Source organism: Pseudomonas sp. IPO3778, from assembly GCF_013386825.1.
Lineage (GTDB): Bacteria > Pseudomonadota > Gammaproteobacteria > Pseudomonadales > Pseudomonadaceae > Aquipseudomonas.
Window position 1 is genome coordinate 61,787 of the sequence record NZ_JACARC010000028.1, and the last position, 19,461, is coordinate 81,247.

At 60.6% G+C, this 19,461-nt stretch carries 16 protein-coding genes and 1 pseudogene; 5 read left to right on the forward strand and 12 right to left on the reverse strand.

Annotation, left to right across the window (positions count from 1 at the left end):
• Positions 1–120 precede the first annotated feature (120 nt).
• Positions 121–207: pseudogene (locus tag HX855_RS33275) on the reverse strand (outer membrane lipoprotein carrier protein LolA); the annotation flags it as partial.
• 107 nt (positions 208–314) lie between these two features.
• Between HX855_RS33275 and treR the strand changes: the two are divergent.
• Positions 315–1,019 (forward strand): trehalose operon repressor, encoded by a 705-nt coding sequence (treR, locus tag HX855_RS12575; protein WP_177083541.1) that lies wholly within the window; start codon positions 315–317, stop codon positions 1,017–1,019.
• A gap of 235 nt (positions 1,020–1,254) precedes the next feature.
• Here the strand turns inward: treR and guaA are convergent, their stop codons facing one another.
• The 4 genes from guaA to HX855_RS12595 form a co-directional block, all read right to left on the reverse strand.
• On the reverse strand, positions 1,255–2,832 hold the full coding sequence (guaA, locus tag HX855_RS12580) for a glutamine-hydrolyzing GMP synthase (RefSeq protein WP_088423682.1): 1,578 nt from the start codon (positions 2,830–2,832) through the stop codon (positions 1,255–1,257).
• Between the two features lie 81 nt (positions 2,833–2,913).
• Positions 2,914–4,383 carry an IMP dehydrogenase gene (guaB, locus tag HX855_RS12585; RefSeq protein WP_177083539.1) on the reverse strand — a complete coding sequence of 490 codons (1,470 nt, stop codon included), beginning with the start codon at positions 4,381–4,383 and terminating at the stop codon, positions 2,914–2,916.
• Positions 4,384–4,633: 250 nt separating this feature from the next.
• Complete coding sequence (locus HX855_RS12590) at positions 4,634–5,182, reverse strand: hypothetical protein (protein ID WP_003209647.1); 549 nt, start codon at positions 5,180–5,182, stop codon at positions 4,634–4,636.
• Positions 5,183–5,326: 144 nt separating this feature from the next.
• Positions 5,327–6,094, reverse strand: a complete 768-nt coding sequence (locus tag HX855_RS12595; RefSeq protein WP_177083626.1) for a sulfite exporter TauE/SafE family protein — start codon at positions 6,092–6,094, stop codon at positions 5,327–5,329.
• Between the two features lie 99 nt (positions 6,095–6,193).
• On the opposite strand from HX855_RS12595, the gene HX855_RS12600 reads away from it, so the two are divergent.
• The 4 genes from HX855_RS12600 (at position 6,194) to leuA (ending at position 11,299) form a co-directional block, all read left to right on the forward strand.
• Positions 6,194–7,084, forward strand: a complete 891-nt coding sequence (locus tag HX855_RS12600) for a LysR family transcriptional regulator (protein ID WP_177083537.1) — start codon at positions 6,194–6,196, stop codon at positions 7,082–7,084.
• 10 nt (positions 7,085–7,094) lie between these two features.
• Positions 7,095–8,474, forward strand: a complete 1,380-nt coding sequence (xseA, locus tag HX855_RS12605; RefSeq protein ID WP_177083535.1) for an exodeoxyribonuclease VII large subunit — start codon at positions 7,095–7,097, stop codon at positions 8,472–8,474.
• A 3-nt stretch (positions 8,475–8,477) separates the two neighbouring features.
• The gene (locus HX855_RS12610) at positions 8,478–9,299 is read left to right on the forward strand and encodes a peptidoglycan DD-metalloendopeptidase family protein (RefSeq protein ID WP_177083533.1); all 822 of its coding nucleotides are present in this window, start codon (positions 8,478–8,480) and stop codon (positions 9,297–9,299) included.
• Positions 9,300–9,619: 320 nt separating this feature from the next.
• Entirely contained in the window at positions 9,620–11,299 is a 1,680-nt protein-coding gene (gene leuA / locus HX855_RS12615; protein WP_177083531.1) for a 2-isopropylmalate synthase, read from the forward strand.
• 202 nt (positions 11,300–11,501) lie between these two features.
• On the opposite strand, the gene HX855_RS12620 is transcribed toward leuA, so the two are convergent.
• From HX855_RS12620 to ispG, 7 genes are all read right to left on the reverse strand, one after another.
• A complete protein-coding gene (locus tag HX855_RS12620; RefSeq protein WP_177083529.1) occupies positions 11,502–12,293 on the reverse strand; it encodes an amidohydrolase in 792 nt (263 codons plus the stop codon).
• Positions 12,281–13,429, reverse strand: a complete 1,149-nt coding sequence (locus HX855_RS12625) for a pyridoxal phosphate-dependent aminotransferase (RefSeq protein WP_177083526.1) — start codon at positions 13,427–13,429, stop codon at positions 12,281–12,283. The genes HX855_RS12620 and HX855_RS12625 overlap by 13 nt, the downstream gene beginning before the upstream one ends.
• Positions 13,430–13,538: 109 nt before the next feature.
• A complete protein-coding gene (gene der / locus HX855_RS12630; RefSeq protein WP_088423691.1) occupies positions 13,539–15,008 on the reverse strand; it encodes a ribosome biogenesis GTPase Der in 1,470 nt (489 codons plus the stop codon).
• 205 nt (positions 15,009–15,213) lie between these two features.
• Entirely contained in the window at positions 15,214–16,365 is a 1,152-nt protein-coding gene (gene bamB / locus HX855_RS12635) for an outer membrane protein assembly factor BamB (protein WP_177083524.1), read from the reverse strand.
• Positions 16,358–16,999: a tetratricopeptide repeat protein gene (locus tag HX855_RS12640; protein WP_010176862.1), complete on the reverse strand. Its 642-nt coding sequence runs from the start codon at positions 16,997–16,999 to the stop codon at positions 16,358–16,360. Before HX855_RS12640 ends, bamB begins: the two co-directional genes overlap by 8 nt.
• Positions 17,000–17,039: 40 nt before the next feature.
• Positions 17,040–18,329: a histidine--tRNA ligase gene (hisS, locus tag HX855_RS12645; protein ID WP_177083522.1), complete on the reverse strand. Its 1,290-nt coding sequence runs from the start codon at positions 18,327–18,329 to the stop codon at positions 17,040–17,042.
• A gap of 21 nt (positions 18,330–18,350) precedes the next feature.
• Positions 18,351–19,460 (reverse strand): flavodoxin-dependent (E)-4-hydroxy-3-methylbut-2-enyl-diphosphate synthase, encoded by a 1,110-nt coding sequence (gene ispG / locus HX855_RS12650; protein WP_017478664.1) that lies wholly within the window; start codon positions 19,458–19,460, stop codon positions 18,351–18,353.
• Between the last annotated feature and the right edge of the window lies 1 nt (position 19,461).

Genomic DNA, 19,461 nt, shown 5'->3' on the forward strand with positions numbered 1-19,461 from the left:
GGTATCCACTTGGTTTTTTTTATTGGGGGCGGTCAGAGGCAGCACGCCGAGGGCAAAAGTACTCGTCTGTACGAGTTAAAGCAACAACTCGTCTGTACGAGTTTAAAATTGCGCGTTCCCTGTAGGAGCGAGCTTGCTCGCGAAGAACCTGAGAGCACCGCGTAACGTCAGGAGGCCAACGTCATCGTTAACGACCTTCGCGAGCAAGCTCGCTCCTACAGAAGGCACGAATATCCAAGGGTCGCATGGACAAACCTGACCTCTGCCACTAAGGTTCGTGCCTTGAATGCAATCGCGGCACAGAGCCCTCCTCCATGAGCAAATACAACCAGATCTATACCGATCTGCTTGCCAACATCACCACCGAACGCCTGCAACGCGGCACGCGCCTGCCCTCCGAAACTGAACTGATGGACGCCTACCAGGCGAGCCGTGGCACGGTGCGCCGGGCGATCGAGCAATTGCAGGAGCGCGGCTTCGCGCAAAAGATCCATGGCAAGGGCACCTTCGTGCTCTCACCCAACCCCATCGAATTCCAGCTGGGCGGGATTGTCAGCTTTCGCGAAACCCATGCTGCGCTGGGAGACGATGTCAGCACCGAAGTGGTGGAGTTCAGCCAATTCCCGCTGGAAGGCCCGCTGATGCAACACATCGAAGCCGACGCCGGCAGCCTGATCACCCGGGTGAAACGGGTGCGGCGCATCGGCGGCAAGCGGGTGATCCTCGACATCAACCACTTCGTGGCCGACCTGATTCCGGGGTTGGACCGGGAAATTGCCGAGCAGTCGATCTATGCGTTTATCGAACAGACCTTGCAGCTGCAGATCAGCTACGCCCAGCGCACCATCGAAGCGCTGCCCCGGGGCAAGGACGATCAACTGCACCTGGACCTGGATGGGCAAAGCCACGTGATTGTGGTGAGCAACCAGACGTTTTTGCAGGATGGACGGCAGTTCGAGTACACCGAGTCGCGGCATACGCTGGATAAGTTTTACTTTTCGGATATTGCGCGGCGGTGAGCGAAGAAAGAGTTTGGTGACTCATTGATTGTTGATCAGGACTCCCAACTCATCTCTATCCAAATGCATCCTATACAGTGCATAAAAGGGTAATTGCGTAAAAATGCATCGCATACGATGCAACTCACATAAACGATCATTGGCAGGTCTCGATTAAAAGCGCCTACCCCACAAACACAAAACCCCGGCACCAGGCCGGGGTTTTGTTATTCAGCGTTCACCTGCTACAGCAGGATCACTCCCACTCAATCGTCGCCGGCGGCTTGCTCGACACGTCATACGTCACGCGCGAAATACCTTCGATCTCATTGATGATACGACCGCTGACGGTTTCCAGCAGTTCGTACGGCAGGTGTGCCCAACGGGCGGTCATGAAGTCGATGGTTTCCACCGCACGCAGGGCCACAACCCACGCGTAACGACGGCCATCGCCTACAACGCCTACAGACTTAACGGGTTGGAACACCACGAAGGCCTGGCTGACCTTGTGGTACCAGTCGGCCTTGCGCAGTTCTTCGATGAAGATGTGGTCGGCGCGACGCAGCAGGTCGGCGTATTCCTTCTTCACTTCACCGAGGATCCGCACGCCCAGGCCCGGGCCCGGGAAGGGGTGGCGGTAGACCATGTCGTACGGCAGGCCGAGTTCCAAGCCCAGGCGACGCACTTCGTCCTTGAACAGTTCGCGCAGCGGTTCTACCAGCTTGAGGTTCATTTCCTCAGGCAGGCCGCCCACGTTGTGGTGGGATTTGATCACGTGGGCCTTGCCGCTTTTGGCGCCAGCCGACTCGATCACGTCCGGGTAGATGGTGCCCTGGGCAAGGTACTTGATGTTGTCCAGGCTGTTGGACTGGGCATCGAATACGTCAATGAAGGTGCGGCCGATGATCTTGCGCTTCTTCTCCGGGTCGGACTCGCCGGCCAGGTTGTTGAGGAACTGCTCCTCAGCGTTGGCGCGGATCACTTTGACGCCCATGTTCTCGGCGAACATGGCCATCACTTGCTCGCCTTCATGCAGGCGCAGCAGGCCGTTGTCGACGAAGACGCAGGTCAACTGGTCGCCGATGGCCTTGTGCAGCAGGGCTGCTACCACAGAGGAGTCAACGCCGCCGGACAGGCCCAGCAGGACGTTGTCGGTGCCGACCTGGGCACGGATGTTGGCGATGGCGTCTTCAGCGATTTTCGACGGGGTCCACAGCGCTTCGCACTGGCAGATGTCGAGGATGAAGCGCGACAGGATGCGACCGCCTTGCTTGGTGTGGGTCACTTCCGGGTGGAACTGCACGCCGTAGTAGCCGCGCTCGTCGTTGAACATGCCGGCAATCGGGCAGCTCGGGGTGCTGGCCAGGATGTGGAAGTCTTCCGGCATCCGGGTGACTTTGTCACCGTGGCTCATCCACACGTCGAGGCCGAACAGGCCGTCGGCGTCGATGTGGTCTTCGATGCCGTCCAGCAGGCGGCTCTTGCCGACGACGTCGACACGGGCGTAACCGAATTCACGCAGCTCGGAACCTTCAACCTTGCCGCCCAGTTGCTCGGCCATGGTCTGCATGCCGTAGCAGATACCGAAGACCGGCACGCCCAGGTCAAACACCGCCTGCGGGCAACGCGGGCTGTTGGCTTCGTGCACGGACTCGGGACCGCCGGCGAGAATGACGCCTTTTGGAGCGAATTCGCGAATCGCTTCGTCGTCCATGTCGAACGGATGCAGTTCGCAGTACACGCCGATTTCACGCACGCGGCGGGCAATCAGCTGGGTGTACTGGGAACCGAAGTCGAGGATCAGGATGCGGTGGGCGTGAATGTCGAGGGCCATGGAGTCAGTCTCGTCTATGTAATTCAGAAACAACTCGGGGCTGAAGAACAGCCCCGGTTACTTAACGTTTTGCTGGAAGCATCAACCTACGCGGTAGTTTGGCGCTTCCTTGGTGATCTGTACGTCGTGGACGTGGGACTCGGCCATGCCAGCACCGGTGATCCGCACGAACTCAGGCTTGGTGCGCATTTCTTCGATGTCGGCGCTGCCGGTGTAGCCCATCGAGGAACGCAGGCCGCCCATCAGTTGATGGATGATGGCGCTCAGGGTGCCCTTGTACGGAACACGCCCTTCAATGCCTTCCGGTACCAGCTTCTCGGCGCCCGCGGAGGAGTCCTGGAAGTAACGGTCGGAAGAACCTTGAGCCTGGGACATGGCGCCCAGGGAACCCATGCCACGGTAAGCCTTGTACGAACGACCCTGGAACAGTTCGATCTCGCCCGGCGCTTCTTCAGTACCGGCAAACATCGAGCCCATCATCACGCAGGAAGCACCGGCCACGATGGCCTTGGACAGGTCACCGGAGAAACGGATGCCGCCGTCGGCGATCAACGGGACGCCAGTGCCTTCAAGGGCAGCGGCGACGTTGGCGATGGCGCTGATTTGCGGCACGCCTACACCGGCCACGATACGGGTGGTGCAGATCGAGCCAGGGCCGATGCCGACCTTGACCGCGTCCGCGCCCGCGGCAACCAGGGCCTTGGCGGCAGCGCCGGTGGCAATGTTGCCGCCGATCACTTGCACTTCAGGGAAATTCTCTTTGACCCAACGCACGCGGTCGATCACGCCTTTGGAGTGACCGTGGGCGGTGTCGACCACCACCACGTCAACGCCGGCAGCCACCAGGGCCGAGACACGCTCGCCGGTGTCCTTGCCGGTGCCGACCGCAGCGCCAACGCGTAGGCGACCTTGGTCGTCCTTGCTGGCCAGCGGGTAAGCCTTGGCTTTTTCGATGTCGTTGACGGTCATCATGCCTTTGAGGGCAAATTTGTCGTCGACGATCAGTACGCGTTCGATGCGGTGCTTGTGCAACAACTCGCGAGCGTCGTCCTTGTCGGCACCTTCCATGACAGTGACCAGGCGCTCTTTAGGCGTCATCACTTCGCGGACGGTGACTTCAAGACGGTTCTCGAAACGCACGTCACGGGAAGTGACGATGCCGACCAGGTCGCCATCGTGCAGTACCGGAACGCCGGAGATGTTGTGCAGGCGGGTCAGGTCGAACAGGTCACGAACGGTGGCATCGGCCTCGATGGTGATCGGGTCCTTGACCACACCGGCTTCGTAACGCTTGACCTTACGCACTTCGGCAGCTTGCTGCTCGATGGTCATGTTCTTGTGGATGATGCCGATGCCGCCTTCCTGAGCCATGGCGATTGCCAAACGGGCTTCGGTGACGGTGTCCATGGCAGCGGAAACCAGAGGAATATTCAGCTCGATGCCACGGGTTAGGCGGGTCTTGAGACTGACTTCGTTAGGAAGCACCTCGGAATAACCGGGCACTAGGAGAATGTCGTCGAATGTCAGAGCTTCTTGGCTGATACGCAGCATCGCGGGGGCTCCCGAGCGGGAAAATGGAAGCGCGCCATTATAGTCAGACACCCCCTCGGGTTCAATGTAAAACTCTGACAAACTTGGTAATACTGATAGAAGGATGATTTTTTCCGCACTGATCATTCCCACGCTCTGCGTGGGAATGCCGCTTTGGACGCGCCGCGTCCTGCAGGCGCGGCAAGCAAGGGCGACGCGGAGCGTCACGGAAAGCGTTCCCACACGGGAGCGTGGGAACGATCACATCGGGTTAAAGCTCGACTTTGACCCAACTCATCTTCTGGTCCAGCCAATCGGCAAATTCGTCGATAAAACTCTGCTTGAACCCCGCCTCTGCCCAGTTATTGAAGATGAAGCCCAGGTTGGAGAAGCCGCATTCCTGCAGGAACAGAAAGCCGTTGATGTCGTCTTCATGCCCACACAATGGGCAGGTGAAGTTGTCGGTATGGCCAGGCATCCAGTCTTCCAGGCTTTCGAACAGGGCTTCGCCGACTTCCTTGAGGCACTCAGGGCAGCCTGCTTCTTCAAGAAAGCCCTTGGCCGGGGTGTAGATGCAGCGCTTGTAGATGATCTCCAGGCCATTGATCGGCTCGTTGAACGGCAGTGCGTCGGGGTGCAGCACCACGGCGCGGGCACCGTCGGCCAGGGCGTAGCCCATGCGGTTGCCGGTGCGCCCGCAGGTGGTGAGCTCTTCCTTGACGATGTTCTTGCGCACCAGCCAGCGCACGATCGCCCGGGCGCGGGGTTCGTGGACGGGCAAGGTGGAGATCTTGGGGACAAGGATGCTTTGGGAGTTCATGGTGCCTGGGTGTCCTGCGGTGTGGCTTCTGGCCTCATCGCGGGCAAGCCCGGCTCCCACATTGGAATGCGATCAACTGTGGGAGCCGGGCTTGCCCGCGATGGAGCCCTAGAGCACGGCAGCTTAATCCCTGACACCCACAGGTCAAGTACTCAAGTACCGGGCAATCAAGGCAATGCCGCTGGCCAGCACCAGCCAGGTCACCAACCGCACGAACGCCTCACGGGACATGCGCAGGGTCAGCCGCCGCCCCGCCCACAACCCGAGCGCCATGGCCGGCAACAGGCACACCGCCAACATCAACAAGGGTAGCTCGGCGTAAACACCCGCGATCAAAAACAGGCTCAGGCGCACCACCGTACTGCAGCTGATCAACGCGCTCTGGGTCGCCCGCGCGCCATCCTTGGGTAAACGGCTGTTGAGGTAGATCGCATACAGAAAGCCGCCACTGCCGAACAACGCCCCGAACAGCCCGCCGACAACCCCCATGGGAATCGCCCAGCCGGTTGCCATCTGCGTGGGCTTGGCCTTCACCGCCAGGCTGTAGATCGCATAGGCGCTGATAAACAGGCCTATCAGCAGCAGCAATAAATCGGAATGCAGGTTGAGCAGGAAGATCACGCCGAGGGTGCAGCCAATCGCCATGCACGGCAGCAGCCGCAGCAGTTCCGGCTTCACCACATCCCGCCGCGATTGCAGGAGGTTGCCAAAAGCCGCGACAAAATCCAGCAGCACCAGCAGCGGGATGATCTTCGACAGCGGCATGAACAGAATCAGGATCGGCCCCGCCACCAGTGCGGTACCAAAACCGGCGATGCCAAACACGATATAGGCCAGGGCAATCGCCACGCCGATCACCAGCCAGTCCACACCGCCAAATGACCAATGACTCAACAGCTCGACCGGGCTCATGACGTATTCCTTATTGGAGATGGCCATCACTTTAGCCATTAGCGAGGGTTGCGACTAATATCTTCAAAGCCCATCACTCATCTCGAAAAGGCATGACTCGTGATTTCCACCCGACAATTGCGTTACTTCGTCGAAATCGCCGACAGCGGCAGCTTCAGCGCCGCGGCCGAGCGGCTGTTTGTGGCGCAATCGGCGCTGAGCCGGCAGATCAAGGAGCTGGAGAACCTGCTGCAAACGCCTTTATTCGAACGTACCGCACGCCAGCCCAGGCTGACCGCCGCGGGCGAGGCGTTCTACCCACGGGCACGCAACCTGCTGGGCGAGCTGCTCAAGGCCAGTGAGATGGCGACGCAAGTGGGCAATGGCCAGCTCGGCACCCTGCGCCTGAGCCATTCGAGCACCGTACCCATGAGTGGCCGCCTGCTGCGCGGCATCGGCGCCTGGCTGGAGCAGTGCCCCGGTGTTTCGATGGATATCGCCAAACTGTCCTCCGAAGCCCAGTTGGAAGAAATCGCCGACGGCCGACTGGAGGTCGGGCTGTTGCGCTTGCCCGTGCTGCGCCAACGCGAAGGCGTGCGCATCGTGCCTTTATATACCGAGCGGCTGTTGCTGGCCGTGCCGCCGAACCACCCGTTGGCCGGGCACACATCCGGTATCGATTTGGCGCAACTGAAGAACGAAGCGTTTATCTCGATCCCTCACCCCCAGCGCGGAGGGCTGAGTTACCTGTCAGCCGAGTTGTGCATGCGTGCCGGATTTTTCCCCAAGGCCGCCCGGGTGATGTCGCGCAAGACCACGCAGTTACAGCTGATCCAGGCCGGATTCGGGATTGCCCTGCTGCCGGAGTCGATGCAGGACATCGCACCCGCCAACATCCATTTTTTGCCCCTGGCCGATCCCGACTGCCAAAGCACCGTCGCCCTCGCCTGCCAGCAATCGCCGAGCGCGCTGGTGGAGCAGTTCTGTCAAACCCTGCACGAATGCCTATAAACTGCCGCCCATGATTAAAGATCCCTTTGCCCGTCTGGGCCTGGACCGCGAAGTCCTGACTGTCAGCCAGCTCAACGGCCGCGCGCGGGTGTTGCTGGAAGACGTGTTCACCAATATCTGGGTCGAAGGCGAGATCTCCAACCTCGCCCGCCCGGCCTCCGGCCACGTGTATTTCACCCTCAAGGACAGCGGCGCCCAGGTGCGTTGCGCGCTGTTCCGGCAGAACGCCGCACGGGTGCGCCAGGCGTTGAAAGACGGCCTCGCGGTGAAGGTACGGGGCAAGGTCTCGCTGTTTGAAGGCCGAGGCGACTATCAACTGATTCTCGACACGGTGGAGCCGGCCGGTGATGGCGCGTTGCGCCTGGCCTTTGATGCGCTGAAGGAAAAACTCAGCGCCGAAGGCCTGTTCAGTGCCGAGCGCAAGGTGCCCCTGCCCGCACACCCTCGGCGTATCGGGATTATCAGCTCGCCTACCGGCGCGGTGATTCGTGACATCATCAGTGTGTTTCGCCGCCGGGCACCCAACGTAGAACTGACGTTGATCCCGACGGCCGTGCAAGGCCGTGAAGCGGTGGCGCAGATCGTCCGCGCCCTGAAGCTGGCTGACGCACGCGGCTTTGACGCGTTGATCCTGGCCCGTGGCGGCGGCTCGCTGGAAGACCTCTGGTGCTTCAACGAAGAAGCCGTAGCACGGGCGGTGGACGCCTGCGTGACGCCCATCGTCAGTGCGATCGGCCATGAAACCGATGTGTCCATCAGTGACTTTGTCGCCGACGTGCGCGCGCCGACCCCTTCCGCCGCCGCCGAGCTGTTAGCGCCGGATTCCAGTCACCTGACTCGCCAAGTAGAGAATCTGCACCGCCGCTTGGTGATGCTGATGCGCAACCGCCTGATGCACGACCGCCTGCGCCTGGAAGGCATGGCGCGCCGCCTGCGTCATCCGGGCGAACGCCTGCGCCAGCAAGCCCAGCGTCTCGACGACCTGGACATGCGCCTGCGTCGGGCCTTCGAGCGCAGCCTCAATACCCGTCGCGAGCGATTGATCCGCCTGGAAACCCGCCTCGCCGGCCAACACCCGGGCCGCCAACTGGCGCTGCTGCGCCAGCGCCTGGACAGCCTCGCCGAACGTTTGCCCCGCGCCATGCGCGAAGGCCTCAAGGCCCGTCGCCTGCAACTGCAAAGCCAGGTGCAGACGCTGCACGTGGTCAGCCCGCTGGCCACCCTCGGCCGTGGCTACAGCATTCTGCTGGACGAACGCGGCCAGGCAATTCGCAACGCCGCGCAAACCCACACCGGCCAGCGCCTGACCGCGCGCCTCGGTGAAGGCCAATTGCAGGTGCGGGTGGAAGACAACCACCTGACGCCCGTCACCCTCTCGCTACTGGATTGATTGATGCCACGTTTTTTAAGTGTGTTGATGCTGCTGTGCCTGACCTTCAATGCCCACGCCGACAGCTACATCACCCGGCTGCTGAACAAGCCGGTGCCCGGCGGCGTCGCGGTGATCGACCTCGGCACGTCGGCGACGGCGCCCAAGGCCACCTACCTGAACCGGCCGGTGCTGGTGGTGAAGGAGCAGAACAATTGGCTGGCGATTGTCGGGATCCCGCTGACGGTCAAACCCGGCACCCAGCGCATCACCAGCGGCAACCAAAACCTGCCGTTTATCGTGGGCTTCAAAAAGTACCCCGAGCAGCACATCATCCTGAAGAACAAAAGCCAGGTGAACCCCGATCCGGCCCAGCTCAAGCGCATCGAAGGCGAACTGGCGGTCCAGCTCAAGGCGTATCGCAGCTTCAGCCCGAACACGCCGAGCAACCTGCTGCTGGACAAGCCGGTGAACGGGCCGCTGTCGAGCAAGTTCGGCGTGCGGCGTTTCTTCAATGGCGAGGAGCGTAATCCCCATTCCGGCCTGGACTTCGCCGTGGGCGCCGGTACACCGATCAAGACGCCGGCGGCGGGCAAGGTGATTCTCACCGGTAACTACTTCTTCAACGGCAACACTGTGTTTGTGGACCATGGCCAAGGCTTTATCAGCATGTTCTGCCATATGTCGAAGATTGATGTGAGCGTGGGCCAGCAACTGGCACGCGGTGCAGTGGTGGGCAAGGTCGGTTCCACCGGCCGGGCGACCGGGCCACATATGCACTGGAACATCAGCCTGAACGATGCGCGGGTGGACCCGGCGATTTTTATCGGGGCGTTTCAGCCTTGACGCTCAATTGCGCACGCGGCAACGGGTGCGCAATCTAAACAACCCCGAGCACAATTCCCAACCATAAAATCTCGTTTCCTGCGCCAATAGCAGAACTTCTCTCAATTTTTTCCGACTGCTTGCCATCTTTCACCCCGGCGGTTAGGGTTGGACCTATGAAAACCTCTCACACCCTCATTCAGCTCCGCCAGCACCGCAGCTTGTGCCTCGTCAGCGCACGACTGCCAGGCTGAATCGATCTGCCTCGTCTTTTGCTTTATCCCCAATAACAGTTTTACGGCAGGCCGCCTTTTCTCGGCCCTTAAACAAAGGATTTCCCGATGAGCATGCTCAAAGACCCGTCTTCGAAGTACCGCGCGTTTCCGACCATTGATATCCCGGACCGCACCTGGCCGTCGAAGACCATCACCGCCGCGCCGATCTGGTGCAGTTCCGACTTGCGCGACGGCAACCAGTCGCTGATCGAACCGATGGACGCAGTGAAAAAGCTGCGCTTCTGGAAAACCCTGGTGTCGGTGGGCGTGAAGGAAATCGAGGCGTCATTCCCGGCTGCATCGCAAACCGACTTCGACTTCGTGCGCACCCTGATCGAAGACAACCACATCCCCGAGGACACCACCATCCAGGTGCTGACCCAGGGCCGTGAGGACTTGATCGCGCGCACCTTCGAATCCCTGCGCGGCGCCAAGAAAGCCATCGTTCACTTGTACAACGCCACCTCGCCGTCGTTCCGCCGCATCGTGTTCAACCAGGACAAGGACGGGATCAAGGCCATCGCAGTCAACGCGGCCAAGCTGTTCGTCAAATACGCCGCCCAGCAGCCGGAAACCCAGTGGACCTTCGAGTACTCGCCAGAAACCTTCAGCGCCACTGAGCTGGAGTTCGCCAAGGAGGTCTGTGACGCGGTGATCGAGGTCTGGAACCCGACGCCCGAGCACAAGGTGATCCTCAACCTGCCGGCCACCGTTGAATGCGCCACCCCGAACATCTATGCCGACCAGATCGAGTGGTTCGGTCGCCATATCAACCGCCGTGACAGCGTGATCATCAGCCTGCACACCCACAACGACCGTGGCACTGGCGTTGCCGCCACCGAGTTGGGCCTGATGGCCGGTGCCGACCGTGTCGAAGGCTGCCTCTTCGGCAACGGCGAGCGTACCGGTAACGTTGACCTGGTGACCGTGGCCTTGAACATGTACACCCAGGGCCTGGACCCTCAGTTGGACTTTTCCGACATCGACGGCGTGCGCAAGGTCGTCGAAGAGTGCAACCAGATCCCGGTGCACCCGCGTCACCCATACGTCGGCGACCTGGTGCACACCGCGTTCTCCGGCTCCCACCAGGACGCGATCCGCAAAGGCTTCACCCAACAGAAAGACGACGCCTTGTGGGAAGTGCCGTACTTGCCGATCGACCCGGCCGACATCGGCCGCAGCTACGAAGCGGTGATTCGCGTCAACAGCCAGTCGGGCAAAGGCGGCATCGCCTACCTGCTGGAGCAGGAATACGGCATCAGCTTGCCGCGCCGCATGCAGATCGAATTCAGCCAGGTGGTACAGGCCGAAACCGACCGTGTGGGCCTGGAGATGACGGCCGCACAGATCTACAGCTTGTTGCAGCGTGAATACCTGCAAGCCAACATTCCTTACGCGCTGGTCAGCCATCGCTTGCAGGAAGAGAACGGCAACAGCTCGGTTGAAGTTGAAGTTTCCGGCAAGGGCCAGGGCGAAACCAACCTGCGCTGGCACGGTAAAGGCAACGGCGCCCTGGAAGCGCTGGTGGCCGGCCTGCCGATTGGTGTGGAGATCATGGACTACAACGAACACGCGATTGGCGCCGGTACCAATGCCAAGGCTGCCGCTTACATTGAGCTGCGGGTGAACGGTGAACGTCCGGTGCACGGCGTGGGTATTGATGAAAACATCACCACGGCGAGCTTCAAGGCGGTGTTCAGTGCACTGAATCGCTCGTTGAGCCATCAGGAAGCCAAGGCGGCGTAACTACTGACCGCTGAAATGCAAAAGGCCCCGGGATGCGAATCCAGGGGCCTTTTTTGTGGAGTTCGAAATTTGTGGTGACTGTCAGGGCATCTTCGCGGGCAAGCCCGGCTCCCACAGGGGAATGCATTCCTCCAGACAACTCAGATCAACTGTGGGAGCCGGGCTTGCCCGCGATAGCGATCTCCCTGGCGATGGAGGTCCTTCAGGTGAACTCGAAGCTGTCCGCATCCAGGTTCGCCGGAAAGCGTGTGCGGTACGCCGCCAGTTCCGAGGCATCCAGGCACACCTGGAACACCCCGTCCGCCTCCCCCGCGCTCAGCAGGCTTTCTCCCTGGAAGTCCAGGACCTGGCTGTCGCCGGTGTAGGCAAAACCTTTCCCGTCGGTGCCCACCCGATTCACCGCCGCCACGTAGCACAGGTTTTCGATGGCCCGGGCCGGCAGCAGGCGGTTCCAGTGCTGACGCCGTGCACCCGGCCAGTTGGCGGTGTACAGCAACAGGTCAGTGTCCTGGGCATCACGGCTCCACACCGGGAAGCGCAGGTCGTAGCAGATCAACGGACGAATCCGCCAACCCTTGAGTTCGAACTGCACCTGGCGCTCGCCGGGGGTGTAGTGGTCGTGTTCACCGGCCATGCGGAACAGGTGGCGTTTGTCGTAGTGCAGCACCTCGCCATCCGGGCGCGCCCACAGCAGGCGATTGCGGTGGCTGCGGTCAGCCGCCTGGATGATCACGCTGCCGGTGATCACGGCGTTGTACTTTTTCGCCTGAGCCTGCAGCCATTGATGGGTGGGACCGTTTTCAGGTTCGGCGAGGGTTTCCGACTCCATCGAGAAACCGGTGGTGAACATCTCCGGCAGCACGATCAGGTCGGCGCCGCTTGCCTGTTCCAGCAGCAGTTCAAAATGCTCCAGGTTGGCCTGGCGGTCGTGCCAGGCCAGGGTGGTTTGCACCAGGGCAATGTTCAGGTTGGGCAGTGCACTCAGATCACGCATAGTTTCTCGGCTGCTTCGCGCAGCGTCTCCTCGCGTTTGGCAAAGCACAAGCGCACCAGGCGCTGGCCTTGCGGTGGGTTCTGGTAGAACACCGAGACCGGTATGGCCGCCACGCCATGTTCGCGGGTCATCCACATCGACATGGCGACGTCATCCAGGTCCGGGCGAATCTGTGAGTAATCCACCAGTTGAAAGTAAGTGCCGGCCACCCGGGTAAAGCTGAAACGCGACGGTTCCAGCAGGTCGCAGAACAGGTCGCGCTTGGCTTGATAGAAAGCCGGCAGCTCCTCGACGTGTTCCGGGTGTTCGGCCATGAAGTCTGCCAAAGCGTACTGCAACGGCGTCACGCCGCAGAAGTTGACATATTGATGCACCTTGCGCAGCTCGGCGCTGAGGGCCGGTGGCGCGATCACGTAGCCGGTTTTCCAGCCGGTGACGTGGTAGGTCTTGCCGAAGGAGCTGACCACGAAGGCGCGCTGGTACAACTCTTCGTGCGCCAGCACGCTGACGTGGGGCATACCGTCGAATACCAGGTGTTCGTAGACCTCGTCACTGACCAGGTAGATATCACGGTCGCGGATCAACTCAGCCAACTGGTCCAGTTCGGCACGACTGATCAGGGCGCCTGTAGGGTTGTGGGGGCTGTTGAGGATGATCATGCGGGTGCGCGGTGACAGCGCCGCGCGCAGTCGCTCGAAGTCCAGGGCGAAGTCATGCAGGCCCAACTGCACATGCACGCAGCGACCGCCCGCCAGTTCCACCGAAGGCTCATAGCTGTCGTAGGCTGGGTCAAACACAATGACTTCATCACCGCTGCGGATCACCGCCTGGATCGCACAGAAGATCGCCTCAGTGGCACCAGGGGTGATGGTCACTTCGCTGTCGGCATTCACCGTGGCGCCATAGCTGCGGGCGATCTTGGCTGCCACTTGCTGGCGCAGTACTGGCAGGCCGGTCATGGGCGCGTACTGGTTATGGCCGAGGCTAATGTGCCTGCCCACCCCATCGAGCAAACCCTGGGGCCCATTGAAGTCGGGAAAGCCTTGGGACAGGTTGAGCGCACCGGTATCGGCGGCGAGTTGCGACATGGTGGTGAAAATGGTGGTGCCGACATTCGGCAACTTGCTGGTGATCATCGGTGCGCCCCTTGCGGTGAGCCCCAAGTTTTAAGCTGCATGCCACGAAGGGTCAACCGCCAGGCACAAAAAAAGGGCTCTTGAAGAGCCCTTTTTCAACCGATCAGGATCAGCGCTTGTCGCGGCGCTTTTTGTCGGCTTTCTTGTGGTGCGTCATCATCCGGCGCTTTTTGTTGACCTGGCGGTCGGTGAGGCTGTTTTTGTTGCCTTCGTACGGGTTCTCGCCACCCTTGAATTCGATACGGATCGGCGTACCGACCAGTTTCAAGACACGGCGGTAGGTGTTTTCGAGGTAACGCACGTAGGACTTCGGCACTTTCTCCAGCTGGTTACCGTGGATCACGATAATCGGCGGGTTGGCACCCCCCAAGTGCGCGTAACGCAGCTTGATCCGACGGTTGTTGACCATCGGTGGCGCGTGCTCGCTGACCGCATCTTCAAGAATCTGGGTCAGGCGGTTGGTCGGCCAGCGGGTAACCGCGGATTTGAACGAGTTCTGCACCGAAGCGTAGAGGTTGCCCACGCCGGTACCGTGCAGTGCCGAGATAAAGTGGATATCGGCGAACTCGACGAAGAACAGCCGACGCTGCAGCTCGATCTTGACGAAATCGCGCTCGCTCGGCGTCATGCCGTCCCACTTGTTGATCGCAATCACCAGGGCGCGACCGGCTTCCAGGGCAAAGCCCAGCAGGTTCAGGTCGTGGTCTACCACGCCTTCGCGGGCGTCCATGACGAAGATCACCACGTTGGCGTCTTTGATCGCCTGCAGGGTTTTGACCACGGAGAACTTTTCAACTTCCTCGTGGATCTTGCCGCGCTTGCGCACACCGGCGGTGTCGATCAGCGTGTACTTCTCGTCGTTACGCTCGAACGGGATGTAGATACTGTCGCGGGTGGTACCGGGTTCGTCATAGACGATAACCCGGTCTTCACCGAGCATGCGGTTGACCAGGGTCGACTTGCCCACGTTCGGGCGGCCGATGATCGCGATCTTGATACCGTCTTTTTCGCTTGGGCCAGGAATGCGCTTGGCTTCCTCGCCTTCGGCAACGATCTCTTCTTCGCCTTCGACTTCATCCACGTCATCACGCGGGAAGTCGCGCAGGGCGATTTCCAGCATCTGGGTGATGCCGCGACCGTGAGCACCGGCGATCGGGATCGCGTCGCCCAGGCCCATCGGGCTGAATTCGGCGCGGGCCATTTCAGGATCGATGTTATCGATCTTGTTGGCCACCACGTAGGAACGCTTGTTGCGCTTGCGCAGGTGCTCGCCAATCATTTGGTCAGCAGCGGTGTAGCCCGCGCGGGCGTCCACCAGGAACAACACGACATCAGCTTCTTCAATGGCCAGCAGTGACTGCTCGGCCATCTTTTCGTCCATGCCATGCTCGTCACCGGAGATACCACCGGTGTCGACAATAATGTAGGAGCGCCCTTGCCACTTTGCCTCACCGTATTGGCGATCACGGGTCAGACCGGACAAGTCGCCGACAATGGCGTCGCGAGTCCTGGTCAGGCGGTTGAACAAGGTGGACTTGCCGACGTTCGGTCGGCCCACCAGGGCGATTACGGGAACCATGCGGCTCTCCACTTCGTTATTTCAGAAAATACAAAAGCCGCTGCAAGGCAGCGGCTGGTGCTCGACTGTAGGAGCGAGCTTGCTCGCGAAAAACGCAAAAGCACCGCGTTTATCCTGACTGCACGCGTTATCGTTGACGATTTTCGCGAGCAAGCTTGCTCCTACAGGTGAAGCTGCCTGAGGGTTAGCCCCCCAAGCATAGTTCTTACTTGATGGTCAGCGCTTCCAGTTTGCCGCTGTTGCCATACACGTAAAGCATGTTACCCACCACCAACGGACGAGCACGCAGGCCGTCGCTGTCGATGCGCTCGCGCCCTACGAAGCGACCGTCCACCTGGCTCAGCAGGTGCAGGTAACCTTCAAAGTCGCCTACCGCTACGTAGCTGGAGAACACTTCCGGTGCCGACAACTGACGGCGAGCCAGGGAATCGTTGCTCCACAATGCAGTGGTGGAACGCTCGTCGACACTTTCAACGGTGCCGGACGCCAGGCTTACGTAGACGCTGCCAAACCCTTGGGCGACACCGGCGTAGCTGGAAGCATCACGCTGCCAGTTGATCCGGCCGCTTTGCAGGTCCAGCGCCGCGACACGGCCCTGATAGGTGGCGACGTAGAGGGTTTCACCCGACAGCAGCAGGCCACCGTCGATATCCACTACACGATCAAGCTCGGAGCGACCCTGAGGAATCGCGACCCGTGTTTCCCAGGCCGGCACGCCGTTCTGGGTGTCCAGGGCGACCACTTTACCGGTCGACAGGCCTGCCAGTGCCAGGTTGCTCGTCACAACCGGACCGCTGGTACCGCGCAAGGTCAGGACCGCCGGCGTGCTGTCATACAACCAGCGCTGGTTACCGGTGGCGGCGTCGAGGCCGATCACACGGTCATCCTGGGTCTGGACGACAACGATGTCACCGTTGGTAGCCGGCGGCGAGAGCACTTCACTGGTCACGCGAGCGCGCCATTTCTCTTCACCGGTGCTCGAATCCAGTGCCACGACATCGCCTTTCAGCGTGCCGAGCAGCACCAGGCCGGAACCCACGCCAACGGCGCCGGACACAGGCAGTTCGAGGTCTTTCTTCCATTTGACGTCGCCGTTCATGCGATCCATGGAGACCACAACGCCGGTGGAGTCAGCGGCGAAGATGGTGTCACCGTCGATCGCCGGGACCATCAGGTTGTACAGATCGCCCTGACCGTCACCAATGGAGCGGCTCCACTGCTTTTGCAGGACCACTTCTTCCTTGAAGCTGGTCAGCTCGGCCGGAGGCAGTTCTTTTTTGCTGTTGCTGCTGCAACCCGCGGCCAAAACGGCCAGAGCCAGCAATGCTGCATGTTTCCAACGGATCACGTCACGCATCCCCTTTGGCCAAGTCGTCGAGCTTGATTTGTAAGCCACCGACCGCCGCTTCATCAGACAGCGCCGCCTTGGCTTTTTGGTACGCAGCATTGGCTTCGTCGGTACGACCCAATTGGACCAGCAGGTCGCCCTTGAGCTCTTCACGAGTAGCCAGGAATGCCTTGTCAGCATCGCCGTCGAGCAGTTTCAGTGCATCGTCAGCCTTGTTCTGTGCCGCCAGTACCTGAGCCAGACGCTGACGTGCGATTTCACCCAGTGTCGGGTTGGCCGGCTTGTCGGTGATGGCTTTCAGCTCGGAGGCTGCGTCATCCAGCTTGCCGTTATCGACCGCAACTTTTGCGACGAACAGGCTGCCGTATTGCGCGTAGGTGCTACCGCCGAATTCGCTCTTCAGCTTGCCGGCCAGGTCTGCCACTTGGGCGAGGTCCGGCTTGCCGTTTGGCGTCAGCGTGGTTTCCAGCAATTGCTGATAGATAATCGAGGCGCCTTGCGACTGGTTAGCCTGATACTTGTGCCAGGCTTGCCAGCCGAACACCACTACTAAAGCCAGCAAACCGCCAGTGACCAGGGGCTTGCCGTTGCGCTGCCACCAGTCTTTGAACTCGGCCAGCTGGTCATCATCAGTACTCGACACCCCAATACTCCTTAATCGCTAAATCGGCTGTTTGACAGCTTCAACCCTGCACGATGCAGGTGGCCAGGTGCGCTGCAAGCGCATCAAAGGCAATGCTTTGTTGTTCACCCTGACCACGCAGGGGTTTGAAACTTACCACTTGCTGGGCCAACTCATCATCACCCAGGATCAGTGCAAACAACGCACCGCTCTTGTCGGCTTTCTTGAACTGGCTTTTGAAGCTGCCGGCGCCGGCATTGACTTGCAGGCGCAGGTTCGGCAGTTGATCGCGCAGCTTCTCGCTCAGTTGCAGGGCTGCCAGTTCGGCCGCCTCGCCAAAGGCACAGAAGTACACGTCCACCTGACGGGAGATTTCTTCGGGGACCTGCTCCAGGGTTTCCAGCAGCAGGATCAGCCGCTCGATGCCCATCGCGAAACCAACGCCGGTGGTCGGCTTGCCGCCCATCTGCTCGACCAGGCCGTCGTAACGGCCACCGGCACACACGGTGCCCTGGGCACCGAGCTTGTCGGTGACCCACTCGAACACGGTCTTGCTGTAGTAATCGAGGCCACGCACCAGTTTCGGGTTGATGACGTAAGGAATACCGGCTGCATCCAGGCGAGCCTTGAGGCCTTCGAAGTGGATACGGGACTCGTCGTCCAGGTAGTCGGCCATTTTCGGCGCGTCCACGAGCACGGCCTGGGTCTCGGCGCTCTTGGTGTCCAGTACCCGCAGCGGGTTGGTTTTCAGGCGACGCTGGCTGTCTTCGTCCAGTTTGTCCAGGTGGGCCGACAGGAATTCCACCAGGGCTTCGCGGTAGCGACCCCGGGATTCGCTGGTGCCCAGGCTGTTGAGCTCAAGCTTGACTGCGTCACGGATGCCCAGCATGCCCCACAGGCGCCAGGTGAGCACGATCAGCTCGGCGTCGATGTCCGGACCGTCGAGGTTGAACACTTCCAGGCCGATCTGGTGAAACTGGCGATAACGACCCTTTTGCGGACGCTCGTGGCGGAACATCGGGCCGATGTACCAGAGCTTCTGCGGCTGGCCACCGCCGGTGAGGCCATGCTCGAGCACCGCCCGCACGCACGCGGCAGTGCCTTCCGGACGCAGGGTCAGGGAGTCGCCGTTGCGGTCTTCGAAGGTGTACATCTCTTTTTCGACGATGTCGGTCACTTCGCCGATGGAGCGCTTGAACAGCTCGGTGAACTCAACGATCGGCATGCGGATCTGCTTGTAACCGTAGTTATCCAGCAGGCGCGCGACAGTGCCCTCGAAGTAGCGCCACAGGGGCGTCTGCTCAGGCAGGATGTCGTTCATGCCACGAATGGCTTGCAGAGACTTGCTCACATCAAATCCTTAAATTCGTTCTTAGCCGCGCGCGATCAGCGCTGCGTCAGCCGCAACCTTTTCGGCCGCTTTCTGGCGGATCAGCCGTTCCAGCTCATCCACCAGATTGTCATTCGTCAATTTCTGCGACGGTTTGCCGTCGATGTAAATCAGGTTTGGCGTACCACCGGTCAGGCCCACATGGGCTTCTTTGGCCTCACCCGGCCCGTTGACCACACAACCGATCACCGCAACATCCAGCGGCACCAGCAGGTCTTCGAGGCGTACTTCCAGCTCGTTCATGGTTTTCACCACGTCAAAGTTCTGCCGCGAGCAGCTCGGGCAGGCAATGAAGTTGATGCCACGGGAACGCAAATGCAGGGATTTGAGAATGTCGTAACCGACTTTCACTTCCTCTACCGGGTCTGCCGCGAGGGAGATGCGAATAGTATCGCCAATCCCGTCGGCCAGCAGCATACCGAGACCCACCGCAGATTTCACTGTGCCTGAGCGTAAACCGCCGGCTTCGGTGATACCCAGGTGCAATGGCTGGACGATTTCCTTGGCCAGCAGGCGGTAGGCTTCTACCGCCATGAACACGTCGGAAGCCTTTACGCTGACCTTGAAGTCCTGGAAATTCAGGCGCTCAAGGTGCTCAACGTGGCGCAATGCGGACTCCACCAGTGCGGCCGGAGTCGGCTCGCCGTATTTCTTTTGCAGGTCTTTTTCCAGGGAACCGGCGTTGACGCCGATGCGGATTGGAATCCCGCGATCGCGGGCGGCATCCACCACGGCGCGAACCCGGTCTTCACGACCGATGTTGCCCGGGTTGATCCGCAGGCAATCGACGCCCAGCTCGGCCACGCGCAAGGCGATCTTGTAGTCGAAGTGGATATCGGCGACCAGCGGTACCTTGACCAGTTGCTTGATGCGGCCAAAGGCTTCGGCAGCATCCATATCCGGTACGGACACTCGCACGATGTCGACGCCGGCCGCTTCCAGACGATTGATCTGGGCAACAGTGGCTGCGACATCATTGGTGTCGCTGTTGGTCATGCTCTGTACCGCGATGGGGGCATCGCCACCCACTGGCACCGAGCCGACCCAGATCTTGCGCGATACGCGACGTTTGATTGGAGATTCGCCGTGCATG

Coding starts and splice junctions, on each gene's coding strand:
- der (WP_088423691.1), bottom strand. CDS start 15,008: ATGGTTCCCGTAATCGCCCTGGTGGGCCGACCGAACGTCGGCAAGTCC.
- ispG (WP_017478664.1), bottom strand. CDS start 19,460: ATGCACGGCGAATCTCCAATCAAACGTCGCGTATCGCGCAAGATCTGG.
- HX855_RS12610 (WP_177083533.1), top strand. CDS start 8,478: ATGCCACGTTTTTTAAGTGTGTTGATGCTGCTGTGCCTGACCTTCAAT.
- leuA (WP_177083531.1), top strand. CDS start 9,620: ATGAGCATGCTCAAAGACCCGTCTTCGAAGTACCGCGCGTTTCCGACC.
- HX855_RS12625 (WP_177083526.1), bottom strand. CDS start 13,429: ATGATCACCAGCAAGTTGCCGAATGTCGGCACCACCATTTTCACCACC.
- guaA (WP_088423682.1), bottom strand. CDS start 2,832: ATGGCCCTCGACATTCACGCCCACCGCATCCTGATCCTCGACTTCGGT.
- xseA (WP_177083535.1), top strand. CDS start 7,095: ATGATTAAAGATCCCTTTGCCCGTCTGGGCCTGGACCGCGAAGTCCTG.
- HX855_RS12620 (WP_177083529.1), bottom strand. CDS start 12,293: ATGCGTGATCTGAGTGCACTGCCCAACCTGAACATTGCCCTGGTGCAA.
- HX855_RS12590 (WP_003209647.1), bottom strand. CDS start 5,182: ATGAACTCCCAAAGCATCCTTGTCCCCAAGATCTCCACCTTGCCCGTC.
- guaB (WP_177083539.1), bottom strand. CDS start 4,383: ATGCTGCGTATCAGCCAAGAAGCTCTGACATTCGACGACATTCTCCTA.
- bamB (WP_177083524.1), bottom strand. CDS start 16,365: ATGCGTGACGTGATCCGTTGGAAACATGCAGCATTGCTGGCTCTGGCC.
- treR (WP_177083541.1), top strand. CDS start 315: ATGAGCAAATACAACCAGATCTATACCGATCTGCTTGCCAACATCACC.
- HX855_RS12595 (WP_177083626.1), bottom strand. CDS start 6,094: ATGAGCCCGGTCGAGCTGTTGAGTCATTGGTCATTTGGCGGTGTGGAC.